Here is a 16713-nt window from a genome sequence, read left to right on the forward strand (position 1 = left end):
GCGTATTCTATCGGAAAATGGACTCAGGAAACCTGCAAAGAAATGATCGAAAAACTCTTCTCAAGAGTGGAACTCCCATTCCCAAATAATAAAATCCAGATTTTTTCAGATGGAAACGATGATTATGTATTCACTCTTCCTGAATACTATGCTGACACTTGTATTGATTATGGACAAATTGTGAAAATTAGAGAAAACGGAAGAGTAGTTGACAAAAGAAAAAGAACAATCTTCGGAAATCCTGATACGGAAGATATTGAAACCACCAATATTGAGAATTTCAATGGAATCATGAGTGAACGTGTATCGGAAGACTGGTTAGAAAAACAAAGTGCTATTCTAAAAAGAAATCACGGCTCAGAAATGCAACGGAACTCATTCAATTCCATTGGAACTTTATGGATACGATACACGATGATTCAACACCTGCCATGATTGAATTTCTCTCAGACCGTATTTGGAATTGGAATGATTTTCTTTCGTTCCATTATGCGGTATAAATTAGACAATAGGTAAATTTATTTATAATTTAATTATTTTACTATGCATCATCTTTTTTTCCTCCTATTATGGTAATTTAATATCTATAAAACAGACATGATCTTTATTTCCTTTCACGTACTCCCTCATTGAAAGTAGTGTTTGCTTTGGAACTATATAAGATTTTCTTTGAAAATCAATTAACATTGAATTTTTGTATCTTGAAATTTAATTCAACTAACATTCCTGCCCCCAAAAAAAGTTTTTGAAATAATTGAAGATATAGAATTGAGATTCGACATAATATTTTAGACGTTGTGTTGGTTGGTTGTTGTGGAAGCATCAGAACGGGTGCTTGTCGCAGTTATCCAAAACCCAGTGCAAGGCCCGTATATAGTGTTCATGTCTATGCTTGAATAGAGTTAAAGATTTTTACATCATTAAGTCGCATTTCTGCGTGTCACTAATTTTAGTAGTTTGTTGTCTACTTGTTTTGTCCAGGATTTTTCACCCCCAATAACGCGCGCGAATAATTTGTACTATCGGAGTTGAGTTTATTATTTTTCTTATTTCTTCAAATTAGATCACGTGGTTATTTTCCTTTCCCCTCAATGCTTCTGCACTTTATTTTCTCCCCACAGTTGCAATATATATTACAAATTGTTCCACTCCATCAAGCTCAAGCAGATCGTTCATATAATCATCTGAAAAGGCTGCAATGGCGCATACACCGCAATCAACAGAGCCTGCACTTAGATACAGGTTCTGGCAGGCATGTCCCGCGTCAAGGTGAAGATACCTGTATCCTCTTTCCCCATACCGCCATTTCATTCTATATGCATCTGCTATCCAGATGAAAGTCACAGCACTTTTTCTGACAAAATCCTGTCCTAAACAGCCTTCTGTCACCTTGTCAGCTATGTCAGGATCCGTATTTATTTCCACCAGTTTGTGCTCAATAGCAAGAAATCTGTAAATGCCTTCTGGAACATCGCTGACATTATTGATAAGCAGATATGTTTCAAGTGCATGTCTTGCACCTGCAGAAGGCACATTTCTGAAAGTTGCACCAGGTGTAACGTGAACCACTCCCTGTGTAACCCACAGTAAATATGAAAGTTCTTCAATTGTCAATGGTTCCTGTGAATACTTGCGTATACTTCTTCGACCTTCAATTGCCTGTCTCAGGTCAAGGCTTCTTATTTTGATATTTTCATGCTTGGGAAGATCAATAACTGGTCTTGATGCATCATATTCCCGCTCTAATGGGGGCTGGGGCAAGTTACTGGATTGGTCAGACCTGTCAAGATACTGGAACTTCGTTTTTTCCATAAATTCTTTTCCGATGGTACTCATCAATTTCAACTCCCTTTTATTATAGTGTAATGCTATATTTGTTTTTTGTGAGCCCGAAATATTGCTATCGAAAGATTAATATGATTTAAATATATCTTACCCTGAAATATAATACAGGAATCCTTATGAGAACCCATGAAATTAACCCACCTGATGACCAGGAAATAGCGGAAATACTCATTTCCTTAGGCATGAGCAGACCTGTTGCCAGAACCCTGACATATCTTCAAAAAGTGGATGCTGCTACATCTGTTGAGCTTGAGAGAGCTACGGGATTGCGCCAGCCTGAAGTCAGTATAGCCATGAAGGCGTTGAACCCACATGATTGGATAGGCGAGCGTGAAGAAAAGAAGCCGGGCAAAGGAAGACCGAATAAGGTATACTCTCTTAAAGTCGGGTTTAAGGACATAATCTCCCATCTTGAAAAACAGCAGAAAAAAGCTATTAATGATGCAATGATATCGATCGAGCGGCTGAAAGAGCTGGGGAAAGAATGACCTTACAACTCAAGATCAGGATAGTACTTGCCTTATTCAAATAAATATGTATATCATACTACTCCAGGCAATTGTGCTCTATCTGATTTCGGGATATCTACATCGTTCCCTGTCGTCATCAACTTTGTACGTTGTTCTTATGCTGCCGGGAACGATAATACATGAGATCAGTCACGCAATAGTGGCTTTGCTCATGGGTGCACACATAACAAAATTCAGCGTCATGCCGTCGGGGGACACTTTAGGGCATGTAGAACATACCGCTCCAAAGATACCATTCATTGGAAATGCTGCCATATCAGTCGCTCCGTTGATCGGATGTCCGGCAATACTGCTTCTTATAAGCAGCTACTTTGGAGTGCATTTTGATCTTCCGGCAGGTTCCTTTGACATAGTTGCAGAGACACGATTTTTGCTCGACGGAACTTTTTCTTTTATCACTGGCCTGGATTATTTGAGCTGGAAAACATATGTTTTTCTTTACCTTGCACTGACGCTGGGAGCTGGTGCAGCACCCAGCAAAACAGACATAAAAAGCATGCTTCCGGGTCTAATTATTGTTGTGGCGGTGATCTTCGCATTGAACTACTTTGGTATCAACATTGTCTATCTGAACAATGTATTCTTCTGGTTAAGTGCAGCCCTTTCAGTTGCGATGATTCCTTTGCTGGCTGTAACTGTCATTGTTGCGATGCTAAAGTTGACAGCGGTTGTAAAATCGCCATGATCTTATTCATGAAAAAAACAAGGACAACAAAGGGCATATCTTGAGTCGCGCCACAAGCGGCCCTTCGAAATCAGTTTTATACCCTGCCAGTGTATAGGGTGTTAACATATGGAAGTTAAGATCATCAGAAGCCCGGACAGAAAAAAGACCATTCAGGCAAAGATGGCCGGAGAGACTCTTTTATTATATCTCCCTCTTGGAATGCACCGTGAAGAGGAGAGAAAGCTCATAGAGAAAATGAAACAAAAAATGGAGAAAAAGAATCTTAAGACCAGGATCAATAAAGATGATCAACTTAAGAAAAGATTTGATGAGTTCAACAGTAAATATTTCCAGGGTAGGCTCAGGGTCAACTCCATCGAATTTGTTACAAACCAGAAAAAGAACAACGGAAGCTGCTCACCCAACAGAGGCACCATTAGAATATCTCACAGGCTCCTTGACATGCCAGGATGGGTCCTTGACTATGTGATCATGCATGAGATGACTCACCTTGTGTATCCGGATCATTCAAGAGCCTTCTGGGAAAAGGTTGGAGAATATAAATATACAGAAAGGGCAAGAGGTTTCCTGATAGCTAAAGGCATGGAGGGGGAAGAGAATGGAAGCAATGGATGTGATTGAAGGAATCATGGTGCGTGCGTGAGGATGGGTTCTCATGAACACAGATTGCCTGTATCTGCGCTTATCGGCGTCATGCCTATTGAGAAAGTCACATTTTCATGCATAGTTTTTGATCAAAACTTGTGAAATGTAATTTAGATATGCTGATTTTTAACAGGTGCGCCGGACTTTAATTAGCGTGATTAAATAAAATCAGAACGGCCCGTATAAAAGCACCTCCAAGGTCAAAATAAGATGATTATATTTAGTTGAAAAACAAAGAAAAGATGCGTGTAATATGTCTGAAGCTGCCGCAGCAGAAACCCCAAAAATAATGGAGAAGGTATTCAACATACTGAAAAGGGAGCTCAGCGCAGAAGAGTATCTAATATATCTTCAGGCGATAACTCCGAGAATAGGAGACGCAACAGCTGAACTCAGGGACATTACTAAAAAAATGAGTCTTGAAGATGTGCTTCGCAAGGCAAAGCGAATTGAAAAAACAATGAAAGTGTAGAAATGGGTTAGTAGCAGAGGCAGACGCTCCACTGGTAGACAAATGGCGCGCCACCTGCGGTATCCTTCGGAACGATCCACCTCTCCCGCCAGTGCAGGTATTTTTGACTAATACAACCGTCTGCGCCTGTTATGCTGCTGCTGCCCTCTTCTCACAATGGGCTTATTCATCCTTCTCTCAGGGTTCCTTATCACAGCCTTCTCAAGGACAGGCAATATCTCTTCCTTGATCTCCACATCATTTTCCTTCAATACCTGTGAAAAGTTATCATAATCCTTGCTTGAAAGAATATTTATGGCCTTTCCTTCTGCTCCTGCTCTTGCAGTCCTTCCGATCCTGTGGATGTACTGCTTGCTTTCACGTGGAATATCGTAATTGTAAACATGGGATACACCCTGGATATCAAGTCCCCTTGCAGCCACATCAGTGCATACAAGGATACAGGATTTTCCGGAATGGAATCGATCCATCACATTGTTCCTTTTTCCCTGTGGCAATCCGCCATGAATGGCCATTGCATCTATTTCTGCAAATCTCAAGTTTTTTGCAACTTTATCGGTATTTCGTTTCGTGTTGCAGAATACCATAACAAGGCGTGAGTTTTCATGCTTCAGCAGATGCACAAGCAATGAAAACTTTAGATCCTCGCCGACATCATAATAAGTCTGAATCAGTTTTTTGGGGTCGACATAGGAATCAACGGAAACCTGGAGCGGTTTTTTCATGTGCCTCTGGGCGAGCCTGACAACGTCTTTTGTGATGGTTGCCGAGAAAAGAAGGGTCTGCCTGTCCTGGGGGCATTTTCTGATTATTTTCTCCACGTCATCCTTGAAGCCCATATCGAACATCCGGTCTGCTTCATCAAGAACAAGGGTTTTCACTTTGCCCAATCGAATAGAATTTCTTGCGATGTGATCAAGTATCCTGCCGGGTGTTCCCACCACAACATCTGCGGTCCGCAATCCCTGGATTTGCGGATTGATCCCCACACCTCCATAGACCGCAATGATCGCTAAAGGTTTGTACTTTGAGAATTTCGCCAGAGCCTTTGAAACCTGCTCGGCCAGTTCTCTTGTGGGAGTCAGGACCAGAGCCTGGATACCATTTCCCCTCTCGGAACTTTTTATTATACCGGAAGCAAATGCAAGCGTCTTTCCGGAGCCTGTTGCAGACCCGGCTATAACGTCTTTCCCTGCAAGTATCAGAGGGATCGATTTTTCCTGTATTTCACTGGGATTCTCAAACTTCTCATCTTTTATTGATTTCAAAACGGGCTCACTTATGCCCAGATCTTTAAAACTTTCCATATTATTTTTTTGAAAAAGCGTGATGCTGTTTCTTATTAACCTCTTTAATTTATATATTAGGAACAATTAAGAGCTATAAGCACAACTTTATAAAAGTCTAGATTAATTTACTGCTTAAAAGTTTATTCACCTATTGCTAAACAACTATTATTTATAGTTTAGCAGGACTAATCATGAAACTCAATGTAGATAAAGACATTGTCTGTTTAACCTGGATATGTAGCCTTAAACCCAAGACCGCTGCAACGTATAGATATGGCATACATCGATTTTGTGAGTACATTTAAACAAACATAACATAGTTTCAATGGCGACAGAGGAATACTTAGACCTTCCAACGATGAAACTCAAAGATATCCGCAAAGCCGTTAATATCTGATTAAGAAACACTGGTAACGTAAATTATTTCGCAAGAACCGTCTCTCGTATCATATCTTGTTTGGCTTGTTTTCCACATCCATTTACCATCACCAACAATATATGTTTTGGTCACATCAACTAAGTAGCCCTTAATAGTTACTACATCATTTGTTTTAATACTTTTAATTGCATTTGCGATAGAATCATTTGCTGGAATGATATGGTTATTTGACATATGGGATGTTATGTCATCCGATACCGTGCCAGTGTATCGATATGAGCATATTCTACCGCCCTGACTGTAAACAATATTGCTATCGTTTACTATTTTACCCCATACAACGCATAAATCCACAGGCGATATTCCAAGTTTGTCATGGTTATAATTGGCTGTGCTTACTACCTTTGCGGATATTTCATAATTTGCTACTGGGATTATTGTGTATGCTTCATAAATATCACTTATCGTAAACGTTTTTCCGCTATATGAAGTTTGGATAGGTTCTCCTCCTAAATTACCTGCATTGCCTGAATAAGTTCTTGTCTCTAAATTATTGGCAAAAGCACCTTCCATGTAAAGAATTGCTGTTGATGATACAAGAATAAACGTAAAAATTATACCAAAGATTATTATCTTGAACCTTAGATTAGACATTATAGTATCTACTACTATCACTGAGGATATATATTGTCATCGTTATTACCATTGCCATTTGATAAAGCAGCATTAGACCACTTTCCACCTCTTCCATCTTTCATTCCGTTACCAGTTGAATTTCTTAGGTTGTAGGGTGAAGTGACAACAATATCAAGGCCAAAGTTTTTAATACACAATGACATAAATTATTATATATAAATTGAAAGCAAATCATGCGTCTGCGTTTAAAACTAAATTCACAGAGGGGGCCAAAACCATAGTCAATAAAATCCGCAAAAGGGACGGAAGGATTGTAGAATTCGACAGATCAAAGATAGCAAATGCGGTTTTCAAGGCTTTCATCGCCACAAAAACCAAAGATGGGAAGAGAGCAGAGGACATAGCGAACCAGGTAGTGAAAATCCTTGAGGAAAGGATTCCGGGAATACCCGGGGTCGAGGATGTCCAGGACATAGTCGAAGAAATCTTGATCAAAAACGGCTACACCGGCGTCGCCAAGGCCTACATCCTGTACAGAGAGAAGCGCGCCCAGATAAGGAAAGCCAAGGAATTCCTCGGTGTCAGGGATGAGCTGAAATTGAGCATTAATGCAGTCAGGGTTCTCAAGAAGCGATACCTGTTAAAAGATGAGAACGGGAATGTAATGGAGACACCTCTGCAACTTTTCCGGCGTATCGCTAAGGCCATTGCCCTTGACCCTGAATTGGAAGATGAATTCCTGAACATGCTGATAAATCTTGATTTTCTCCCCAATACACCCACGCTCATGAACGCTGGCACGGACCTGGGGCAGCTCTCTGCCTGCTTTGTCATTCCTGTTGAGGACTCGCTAGTGAGCATTTTTGATGCTGTTAAGAGCATGGCGCTCATCCAGCAATCAGGCGGCGGGACAGGTTTCTCGTTTTCACGGCTCCGGCCGGCCGGGGATATCGTGAAATCCACGAAAGGGGTGGCCTCAGGACCGGTTTCTTTCATGCGTGTTTTCGACACGACCACGGATATAATAAAACAGGGAGGCAAAAGGCGCGGCGCCAATATGGGAATACTCAGGGCGGATCATCCTGATATCATCGAGTTCATAACAGCGAAAACGAGGGAAGGATTCCTTTCGAATTTCAATATATCTGTAGCCGTGGATGATAAGTTCATGAACGCTCTTGCGGAGGACGGCATGTATGAGTTAATAAACCCCAGGAACAGTGAGGTGGTAAAGAAAGTGAGAGCAAGGGAAATATGGAATCTGATAATTACAATGGCCTGGAGGACAGGCGATCCCGGTGTCGTTTTCATCGATGAGATAAATCGTCATAATCCCACGCCTCATATCGGGGAGATGGAGAGCACGAATCCTTGCGGTGAACAACCATTATTGCCCTATGAATCCTGCAATCTGGGGTCGATCAACCTTGCTAAAATGGTCAAGGATGGCGCCATCGACTGGGAAAAGCTTGAGAAGATCACGAATATCGCGGTAAAGTTCCTTGACAATGTGATAGACGTCAATAGATACCCGCTTCAGCAGACGGAAGAGATCACGCGGGCGAACAGGAAGATTGGCCTTGGCGTCATGGGTTTTGCCGATATGCTGGTGCAACTCAGGATACCCTACGATTCTGAAGAGGCCCTGAAAACCGGGGAAGATGTAATGAGGTTCATCCATGAAAAATCCCATGCCGCTTCTGAAAGACTTGCGAATGAGCGTGGTGCCTTTCCCAATTTCCCGGGCAGCATCTATAAGGAGGCCATTCGTAACTCTACAGTGACCACGATAGCGCCCACAGGTACTATTAGCATAATCGCAGGCTGCTCAAGCGGCATCGAGCCTCTTTTTGCGGTTTCTTTTGTCCGGAATGTGATGGAAGGCACAAAACTCCTTGAAGTGAATCCTTATTTTGAAGCTGTGGCAAAGGAGAAGGGATTTTACAGCGAGGGGCTAATGATGAAGATAGCGAGAACAGGGACGCTTGCGGATATCAATGAAGTGCCAGGGGACGTGAAGCGCGTGTTCGTTACGGCTTTTGATATTGCGCCCGAGTGGCATGTCAGGATGCAGGCTGTTTTCCAGAAATATTCTGATAACGCCGTTTCCAAGACCATAAATTTCCCGCATGACGTTGACATAAAGGAAGTGGAAAAAGCATACACCCTCGCTTATCAATTAAAGTGTAAGGGAATAACGGTTTACAGGTACGGCAGTAAGGAGCAGCAGGTGCTGTACCTTGGGGATTCTATTGACAAGTTCGTGTCCGCCGATGAAGAATATGCCGGTGGCTGTCCTGCACCTGTGTGCCCGGTATAGGTGGCATTAATAATTCTTGATCTTTACTTCATCTACAAGGAATGGCGGATAAAAAATGCCGTTCTCCGTGATAATGGCATTCACATTTTCCATGGGTGTGGCATCAAATGCCGGATTATAAACTTCCACATCCAGCGGCGCTATCTGGTGTGTTCCAAAATACCTTAACTCATCAGGTTTTCGAAGTTCGATCTCGATCTCATCCTCAAGGTGCTCAAAATCGAACGTGGATACTGGTGCAGCAACATAAAACGGTATCCCGTGCTCTTTTGCGACGACGGAATGGGTATACGTTCCTATCTTATTGAACACAGCATCCTGGGTGATCCTGTCCGCGCCCACAATGACCTTGTCCACCATTCCTTTTCGCATCACATGGCCCGACATGCTGTCGGTGATAAGCGTGACAGGTATCTTATCTTCCATCAACTCCCACGTCGTGATGCGGCTGCCCTGGTTCAGGGGTCGCGTCTCGCATGAGATGACTCTGATATCTTTTCCCTGCTCGCGGGCCGATCTGATGACCCCGAGGGCAGTACCCCAGTCCACGCAGGCAAGCCTGCCCGCATTGCAGTGTGTCATTACAGTATCCCCGTCCTCAAGAAGAGAAGCTCCGTGTTCACCCATTTGCTTGTTCTTTTCCACATCCTCATCGGCTATTGCTTTTGCTTCATCAAGGGCGAACATTTTTGCCTCTTTAATATTCCTGGCATCCTCGACCGCCCTGATAACGCGTTTTACTCCCCAGGAGAGATTCACGGCAGTTGGTCTCGTTCCTGTGATAGTTTTTCCGGCAGCTTCGAGGTCATTCATTAATCCTTCCAATGAAGATGCGCTGCTTTTATGCGCAGCGAGCGCGATACCGAACCCACCTGCAGCTCCGAGAGCTGGAGCACCTCTTATGCGCAGCTTGATAATTGCCTCGCATAAAGAATCGATACTATTGCATTCGATCACCAAGTACTCCGCAGGGAGAAGTGTCTGGTCAATCATGACAATATTGCTTTTCTTATCATCCCAGTCTATTGTCCTCATTGAAATCGGGTTTATATCGAGCCGTCAGATATTTAAGTACTGCCATTATGTTTAACCTCAGAGGAGCATGGTAAATAACGAAATTCGGATACTGAACGATCAACCGATAGACCATGAAACATTTTTTAATTTTGACGACTATTCGGATGCTCTGGCAGGAATAATCCTCCATGAGGATACGAACACACCGCTCGTCATAGGTATATTTGGCGATTGGGGAAGCGGGAAAACAAGCCTGATGAAAACTTTGAAGAAGAAGATCGAAAATGTGAAAGATGGCCACTCTGCCCAGACTATCTGGTTCAATGCATGGAAATATGATAAAGAGGATGTTATCTCGCGCGCTCTTCTGACTCGAATACTGCAGGAACTAGAGACTAAGGGCGAAAAAAAGGACGAGAAAATCTTGAATCGAAGACTAAAGGATCTTCAGAGAAGTCTCTACAAGGACGTTTATCGCGAAGATCCCGGCTCTTTGACTTTTGATCTGGGCAAAGCTAGCAAAGGGGTTCTTAAGCTTGGCCTTTCAACGGTTCCCATCATAGGGGAAGGATTGGCGAAATTATTTGAAAAAGGTGTTGATAAAGATGCAATTATAGAAATAGCAGAATCATTACATCATGAGAAAATCATCACAAATATAGAAAAAATTGGAGAGCTTGAGCAATTTCAGTCAACCTTCCGGGAGATAATCAGGGATCATTATATCCAACATAATAAGAGAGCAGTAGTATTTATTGATGACCTGGATCGATGTGTTCCTGATAAAGCAATAGAAGTTATGGAAGCCATCAAGCTGTTTCTGGATGTAGAGGGCTGTATCTTTATTTTAGGCATAGACAGGAATGTCATCCGCGAGGGAGTACGAATCAAATATAAAGATTTCACATTAGGAGGCATAAAAGTTCCGATCAATGGTGAAGAATATCTGGAAAAGATAATTCAACTGAGTTTTATGCTCCCGCCTATAATGGAAAATAAGTTAAAAGAATTTATAGATGATCTTGATCAGAAAAAATCGTATAAAGAGTATCACGATATGATTATAAATGGGATCGGAAGGAATCCGCGTAAGATCAAACGCTTTATCAATGCCATAAGATTCCAGCAAAACCTGGCTGAAATAATTCCTGAAATGAAGGATATTGTCAAAGAGGATATCAAGCAAACATTTGATGCGCTGCTGATAGAATGGCAAATTATAAGCAGCAGCAGCAATTCTGATTTTGAAAATTTCAGAAAGGAGGTTATTAAAAATCCGGGTCTTCTGATCAAGAGCCATGATTATGTGGAGAGCCTGAAGTCCGGGAAAAAAGACGAACCTCCCAAAGAGCTAAACCCCTTTTGGAATGATTCAATTAAAGAATTGATATGGGTATTCCCATATCCAGGGACTCTAAAAGAAGGTGATACAGATATCATCAAAAAGGTAACTCATCTTAGCAATGTAACAGAAACAAAAACAACAATAGAAACAGGTGTGGAAGAAACCTGGACACTTGAGAAAGTTAAGGAAGCAATAAAGAAAGGTATGAGTTTGGAAGGGAAAGATTTAAGCGGGCTTTCCTTAAATAAAATGAATCTAAATGGGGCGAATCTTTCGGGTGCAAAACTTATTAAAACAGACCTTTCTGAAGCAAAATTGGTAGAAGCAAATATCGTGCATACAGATCTTTCAGGTGCGATACTTATTGGAACAGATCTTTCTAAAGCCAGTCTTGCATATGCGGTTCTTATCCGGGCAAATCTTTCAGAAGCGATTCTGAAAAACGCAAAACTTCCAAATGCAGATTTCAGTTATGCTATCCTGAATGGAGCAAATCTCACTGAGGCGTACCTAAGCCTTTCTGATTTCTCTTATTCAAATCTTTCAAAAGCTACACTCACTGGGACCCTCGGTGGTGAAAATAAATTCATAGGGGCTAATTTATCGGGTGCTGATCTTTCTAATGCAGACCTAACAGACGCGAAACTTTCAGATGCAAACCTTTCTGGATTAGACCTCACTAATGTACCCCTCAGTGGAGCAGATCTTTCTAATGCAAACCTCATTAAAACTAAGCTCCCTGAAGACCTCACTCGTACAATCCTAACCGGAGCAGACCTCACGGGAGCCAAACTCTCCGGTTCAACACTCTATGGAGACCTTTCAAGAATAGTACTTAACAATGCAGAGCTTAATGATATAAAATTCACTGAAATACAAACCCTTTCCGGAGCGAAAATTAAAGGAGCGAAAATAGGCAAATCTGATCTCTCTGGGTTGGATCTTTCAAATGTGGATTTCTCCAATACAGATCTAATTGAAACTAACCTGAATAAAACAAACCTCTCCAAAGCCATCCTGATAGACGCCAAACTATTCAATGCAAAACTTCAACATGCAAACCTTTCAAATGCAAACCTTTCTAATGCGAAGCTCTCCGGATCAGACTTTTATTATGCAGATCTTTCCAATGCATCTCTTATTGGTGCAGATATATCCGGAACAGACCTGTCGTATGCAACATTGATAAAAATAAAAACCACACGAATTAAAGTCAATGAAAATACAAATGCAAGAGATGTGATTTTGGTTATGGATGAAGATCCCCAGGATGAAGCCAAAATAAAGAGAGCTCTGGATGATATAGATAAGGGATTAAGGGATATAATTATCAAACAAAATGAGCGTTACCGCAATATCTATTCTGGTTCAGAACCTGCCTCTGCCATTCCTGGTAAAGCAAAAAAATGATTGTCCTGAAACTCGGCGGAAGCCTTATGCACAGGGTAAAAGAACTCATAAAGGAGATAATAGATTATTCTAACGAAAGCAAGGATACGATATTGATAGTCCCTGGCGGCTCCATCTTCGCAGATACAGTGAGAAGTGTGAAAGCCTCGCAGGAAGCTTCCCACTGGATGGCTGTCCTCGCTATGGAACAATATGGTTATTTCTTATCTGATGGAAACGATGCGAAACTCATTGATAACCTGGATATAGAAGGTTCAGGTACGTATATTCTTCTCCCCTACAACATTCTGAAAAAGATTGATGAACTCCGACATACTTGGGATGTCACATCAGACACGATCGCCGCCTGGGTCGCCCTTCAACTAAATGCAAGGTTCATAAAAGCCACGGATGTGGATGGGATATATCTCAATGGCATGCTGGTGAAGGAAATTTCCGCGCGTGAAATCACAGGGAAAGAAACCTGTGTGGATGCAGAGCTTCCTGTTTTTCTCATGAAGAATAAAATGAATTGCGAGATAATCAATGGTAACTGCCCCGGAAGACTGGGCAGGGCTTTTTCGGGTGATGCAGCAGGGACGATTATTAAAGGTTGAGAAGCTCTATTTACTCATTTCGATTTCAATAGTGGAGACATTGGACTCTCCTCTTTCGGAAGCAATTTTTTCCGTGCCAATCCGGATGTCATTGACTTTAGCATCTGTTACGAATCTATTTCTTGCGACCTCAGCAGCGTCTACAGCTCTTGATATTGCCCTACCTCTGGCTTTGATAGTGACTATCTTGGCGCCGTTATTGAACTCTGTGGCCACTGCGAGAACATAGTTCATCACTGGTTTATTTCCAACAAACACTACATTATCCTCTGACATACTGCCTCCTCTCGATTTGCTAAAGAAGAATAACGATACCTGTACATAAACTTAACGAAAGTTCAATGCAGGAAATGCCTCATTCCGGTGAATACAAGTGAAACCCCAAGCCTGTTCGCGGTTGTGATCACTTCATTATCCCTTATCGACCCCCCAGGAGATACAATGTATCTGATATTGTTCTCAGCCGAAGAAATGATACTGTCGTCGAAAGGGAAAAAAGCATCGCTTGCCATGACACATTCGCCCATGATATTCTTTATGAACTTTTCTTCGGATATCTCTGGTTTATCACGTTCATAAAAAATTTTCAGGTTCTCCACAGCCTTTGTGACGGCAAGTTTCTTTATCGCATCCACCCTGTTGGGCTGCCCTGCGCCTATGCTCAGTATCTGGTAAAACCCTTCTTCATACTCCCGTGCGATGACGACCGCGTTGGATTTTGTATGCTTGCAGGCGGTCAGTGCAAATTCTGCAAGCCCTCTTTTCTCATCCGGGAAAGGATGTTCTGTGACGACATCCCATTTTGCGTACAATCCCCGGTTCCTTGACTGGACAAGCATTCCTCCCACGATATAGTGATACATGTCCGGGAGAGGGGTTCCGTCTTCCATGGAGAGTTCAAGTATCCTCATGTCTTTGCTTTTGTTTTTAAGGAAAAGGAGTGCATCATCTTCAAATCCAGGGGCAATGACCAGTTCCACGAACTTTCCTTTCAGGAATTCCACTGTCTCAAGATCGGGAACCCGGGTCATGCATATGATGCTGCCGAACGATGAGACAGGGTCCCCGTCCCATGCTCTTGAAAGAGCTTCAAGGAGCGTTCTCCCGGTCGCAAATCCGCAGGGGTTGGTGTGTTTTACCACAGATACGGCAATAAGGTCTTTGAATTCAAGCGCCACGTTCAGTGCGCTCTCGGCATCGACATAGTTATTGTAAGAGAGGGCTTTTCCATGAAGCTGTCTTGCATTCCCCACGGAGGGCTCGGTCATTCCAGGCTCTTTATAGAATTTTGCGCCCTGATGCCAGTTCTCGCCGTACCGGAGTGTCTTCCCCTCAACGAACTTGAGGCGGAGTATATCTTCACCGGTCAACTGCCGGCTCAGATATGTGTCGATGGCGCAATCGTAATCAGCTATCCGCCTGAAAGCCTTGACAGCAAGACGTTCTCTCGTCTTCAGGCTCAACTCCCCATTTTCAAGTTCTTTCAGGATTTCAGGATAATCTTCCGGGTCAGTTATTACAGCAACGTACCTGCAATTTTTTGCGGCCGCCCTTACAAGGGCAGGTCCCCCGATATCTATGTTTTCAATGGCTTCCTCGAGGCTCACGTTTTCCTGTTCCACGGTCTTCTCAAAAGGATACAGGTTCACGGCCACGATATCGATGAAGCCAATGCCTTCATCTTCGGCTTCCTTCACATGAACTGGGTTATCCCGCAATGCAAGAATAGCCCCATGGATCTTTGGATGAAGCGTTTTCACCCTCCCGTCCATCATTTCCGGAAATCCGGTCACTTCAGATACATCTTTTACCTTTATTCTGGCATTTTTTAGAAATCGTGATGTTCCACCGGTGGAAATAATCTCAAAACCAAGCCCTGCAAGCCCTTTGGCAAATTCAACTATGCCTGTCTTATCGGAAACGCTGATCAAAGCTTTCTTTTCCAGAACACATCACCTTATGTGAATAGAAAAAGGAAGGTATAAGCTTTTCTAAAGTGTGCATAATTGTGGAAAAGCCCATAAATACCATAATTGGAATTAGGTTACATCACTTAACCGGGGCCCGCCAGTGAAGGTAATGCTTTGCCTGCCTGAAGTATTCCGATTCATGCCTGATCGGAGCAAACTGGCCGGTGATATCATTGAAATCGATGTGCTGAATCTGTAGAATCAACCTTTTTTCATTTCCACAAGAGAAAACAGCCCGCCTAGCACGACAAGTATTATCCCTGTTAGCAGGACTTTTAATTCAAGCTGTGAAATCATAAAGATACAGAATAGAATTCCGAAAAGGGGCAGCACAGGGAACTTTCCTATTGAAAGGGGAACCATGAACGGTCTTCTTAAATCGGGTTCCTTGTACCTCAGTACTATCATGGCGGCATTGATCACAAAAAATGTAACGAACAGCGTGAAATTGTCCACATTGGCGACGAAAGCGATGTCACCTGCAAAAATAAATAACAGCGATAATATCATCGTGATCAGTATTGCAACCCACGGGGTCCTGCGGGAAGGATGCACTCTGGCAAGTATGTTCGGGAGAGTGGAAGAATCTGCCATTCCATACATTATCCGGGATGAGCCAAGCAGCATCATGAGGACCGTATTGGCGGTTGCAAAAAGGGCGATCACGGATAAGAGAATAAATCCTTTGCTTCCAAAAACGGCATACGCCAGTTCCGCAAAGGGCGCCTGCGAGCTTGCAAGCTTTTCCCATCCCACAACGCTGACAGCTGAAATTGCCACCAATACGTACAGGATGATACTGATAATTATTGACAAAATCAGGCCCTTCGGGATCGTTTTTTCAGGAGCTTTCGTTTCTTCCGAGAGCTTGGCAATACTCTCAAATCCTGTATAAGCAAAAAATACGAGCGCTGCTGCTTGAAATACCCCGGGAAGACCCAAAGGCATATCGAAATAATCGACCTTTCCGAAATAAGGGAGACCTATAAAGATGACGATGAGAAGTCCTGCGGTCTCTATGAGTGTGGATATGATAGCGAACCATGCAGATTCTTTTATTCCGTAGAACAGGAGGAAGGAAAGAGCGATTATAAGAAAAAATCCGGAAGTGGCAGATGAAACCTTAAAAAAGGCATTGAAGTAGCCGCCAAATCCAAGTGCCACCGTTGACGCACCAATTACGGCGCTCAGGATAATCAACCAGCCGATAATGAATGCGAGCTTCTTTCCAAAGGCATTCGAAGTGTATTCGTACTCCGCGCTTGCTTTCGGGAACATGGAGGAAAGCTCTGCATAGCTCAATCCGGTAAATACTGCCACCAATGCTGATATGGCGAACGAGAGCCACACGGAGTTCCCGGTGAGTCCTGCGGCTTTTCCTATGAGCGCGTATATGCCCGCGCCGAGGATTATGCCCACTCCCGCAAGGGTCACTTCGAGAAGCCCGAGTTCGCGTTTCAGTTCCACTTTCTGGGTCATAGAGTCTTTAATCTTTCATTGTCATTTATTTATTGCTACTCCCTGCATCGAGCGCAGGGAGCCTGAAACGTGCCGTGAGAGGCCGCGGCTGG

General features: G+C 42.9%; 15 protein-coding genes. 8 read left to right on the top strand and 7 right to left on the bottom strand.

Features of this window, described 5'->3' with window-relative positions; genetic code table 11:
- Nucleotides 1-435, top strand: a 435-nt coding sequence (locus tag O8C65_15260) for a hypothetical protein (GenBank protein MCZ7358277.1), incomplete at its 5' end; no start/stop codon positions are given.
- A gap of 669 nt (nucleotides 436-1104) precedes the next feature.
- On the opposite strand, the gene O8C65_15265 is transcribed toward O8C65_15260, so the two are convergent.
- The gene (locus tag O8C65_15265) at nucleotides 1105-1836 is read right to left on the bottom strand and encodes a SagB/ThcOx family dehydrogenase (protein MCZ7358278.1); all 732 of its coding nucleotides are present in this window, start codon (nucleotides 1834-1836) and stop codon (nucleotides 1105-1107) included.
- Between the two features lie 125 nt (nucleotides 1837-1961).
- On the opposite strand from O8C65_15265, the gene O8C65_15270 reads away from it, so the two are divergent.
- From O8C65_15270 to O8C65_15285, 4 genes are all read left to right on the top strand, one after another.
- Nucleotides 1962-2333 (top strand): transcriptional regulator protein, encoded by a 372-nt coding sequence (locus O8C65_15270; GenBank protein MCZ7358279.1) that lies wholly within the window; start codon nucleotides 1962-1964, stop codon nucleotides 2331-2333.
- 73 nt (nucleotides 2334-2406) lie between these two features.
- Nucleotides 2407-3060: a hypothetical protein gene (locus O8C65_15275; GenBank protein ID MCZ7358280.1), complete on the top strand. Its 654-nt coding sequence runs from the start codon at nucleotides 2407-2409 to the stop codon at nucleotides 3058-3060.
- 108 nt (nucleotides 3061-3168) lie between these two features.
- Nucleotides 3169-3684, top strand: a complete 516-nt coding sequence (locus O8C65_15280; GenBank protein MCZ7358281.1) for a M48 family metallopeptidase — start codon at nucleotides 3169-3171, stop codon at nucleotides 3682-3684.
- Between the two features lie 277 nt (nucleotides 3685-3961).
- On the top strand, nucleotides 3962-4180 hold the full coding sequence (locus O8C65_15285) for a hypothetical protein (protein MCZ7358282.1): 219 nt from the start codon (nucleotides 3962-3964) through the stop codon (nucleotides 4178-4180).
- A 107-nt stretch (nucleotides 4181-4287) separates the two neighbouring features.
- On the opposite strand, the gene O8C65_15290 is transcribed toward O8C65_15285, so the two are convergent.
- Together O8C65_15290 and O8C65_15295 are read right to left on the bottom strand one after the other, a co-directional pair.
- Nucleotides 4288-5448 carry a DEAD/DEAH box helicase gene (locus O8C65_15290; GenBank protein MCZ7358283.1) on the bottom strand — a complete coding sequence of 387 codons (1161 nt, stop codon included), beginning with the start codon at nucleotides 5446-5448 and terminating at the stop codon, nucleotides 4288-4290.
- A 418-nt stretch (nucleotides 5449-5866) separates the two neighbouring features.
- Nucleotides 5867-6523: a hypothetical protein gene (locus tag O8C65_15295; protein MCZ7358284.1), complete on the bottom strand. Its 657-nt coding sequence runs from the start codon at nucleotides 6521-6523 to the stop codon at nucleotides 5867-5869.
- A gap of 181 nt (nucleotides 6524-6704) precedes the next feature.
- On the opposite strand from O8C65_15295, the gene O8C65_15300 reads away from it, so the two are divergent.
- Nucleotides 6705-8804 carry an adenosylcobalamin-dependent ribonucleoside-diphosphate reductase gene (locus tag O8C65_15300; protein ID MCZ7358285.1) on the top strand — a complete coding sequence of 700 codons (2100 nt, stop codon included), beginning with the start codon at nucleotides 6705-6707 and terminating at the stop codon, nucleotides 8802-8804.
- Nucleotides 8805-8810: 6 nt separating this feature from the next.
- Here O8C65_15300 and O8C65_15305 read toward each other — a convergent pair whose 3' ends face one another.
- Entirely contained in the window at nucleotides 8811-9839 is a 1029-nt protein-coding gene (locus tag O8C65_15305; protein MCZ7358286.1) for an S-methyl-5-thioribose-1-phosphate isomerase, read from the bottom strand.
- A 67-nt stretch (nucleotides 9840-9906) separates the two neighbouring features.
- Between O8C65_15305 and O8C65_15310 the strand changes: the two genes are divergently transcribed.
- Nucleotides 9907-12576 carry a pentapeptide repeat-containing protein gene (locus O8C65_15310; protein MCZ7358287.1) on the top strand — a complete coding sequence of 890 codons (2670 nt, stop codon included), beginning with the start codon at nucleotides 9907-9909 and terminating at the stop codon, nucleotides 12574-12576.
- Entirely contained in the window at nucleotides 12573-13172 is a 600-nt protein-coding gene (locus O8C65_15315) for an amino acid kinase (protein ID MCZ7358288.1), read from the top strand. The genes O8C65_15310 and O8C65_15315 overlap by 4 nt, the downstream gene beginning before the upstream one ends.
- Before the next feature lie 6 nt (nucleotides 13173-13178).
- Here the strand turns inward: O8C65_15315 and albA are convergent, their stop codons facing one another.
- The 3 genes from albA to O8C65_15330 all read right to left on the bottom strand — a co-directional run bounded on the left by albA (nucleotide 13179) and on the right by O8C65_15330 (nucleotide 16621).
- Complete coding sequence (albA, locus tag O8C65_15320) at nucleotides 13179-13448, bottom strand: DNA-binding protein Alba (GenBank protein MCZ7358289.1); 270 nt, start codon at nucleotides 13446-13448, stop codon at nucleotides 13179-13181.
- 62 nt (nucleotides 13449-13510) lie between these two features.
- A complete protein-coding gene (purH, locus tag O8C65_15325) occupies nucleotides 13511-15118 on the bottom strand; it encodes a bifunctional phosphoribosylaminoimidazolecarboxamide formyltransferase/IMP cyclohydrolase (GenBank protein ID MCZ7358290.1) in 1608 nt (535 codons plus the stop codon).
- Between the two features lie 225 nt (nucleotides 15119-15343).
- Complete coding sequence (locus O8C65_15330) at nucleotides 15344-16621, bottom strand: amino acid permease (protein MCZ7358291.1); 1278 nt, start codon at nucleotides 16619-16621, stop codon at nucleotides 15344-15346.
- Nucleotides 16622-16713 lie beyond the last annotated feature (92 nt).

This window comes from Candidatus Methanoperedens sp. (assembly GCA_027460535.1).
Classification (GTDB): domain Archaea; phylum Halobacteriota; class Methanosarcinia; order Methanosarcinales; family Methanoperedenaceae; genus Methanoperedens.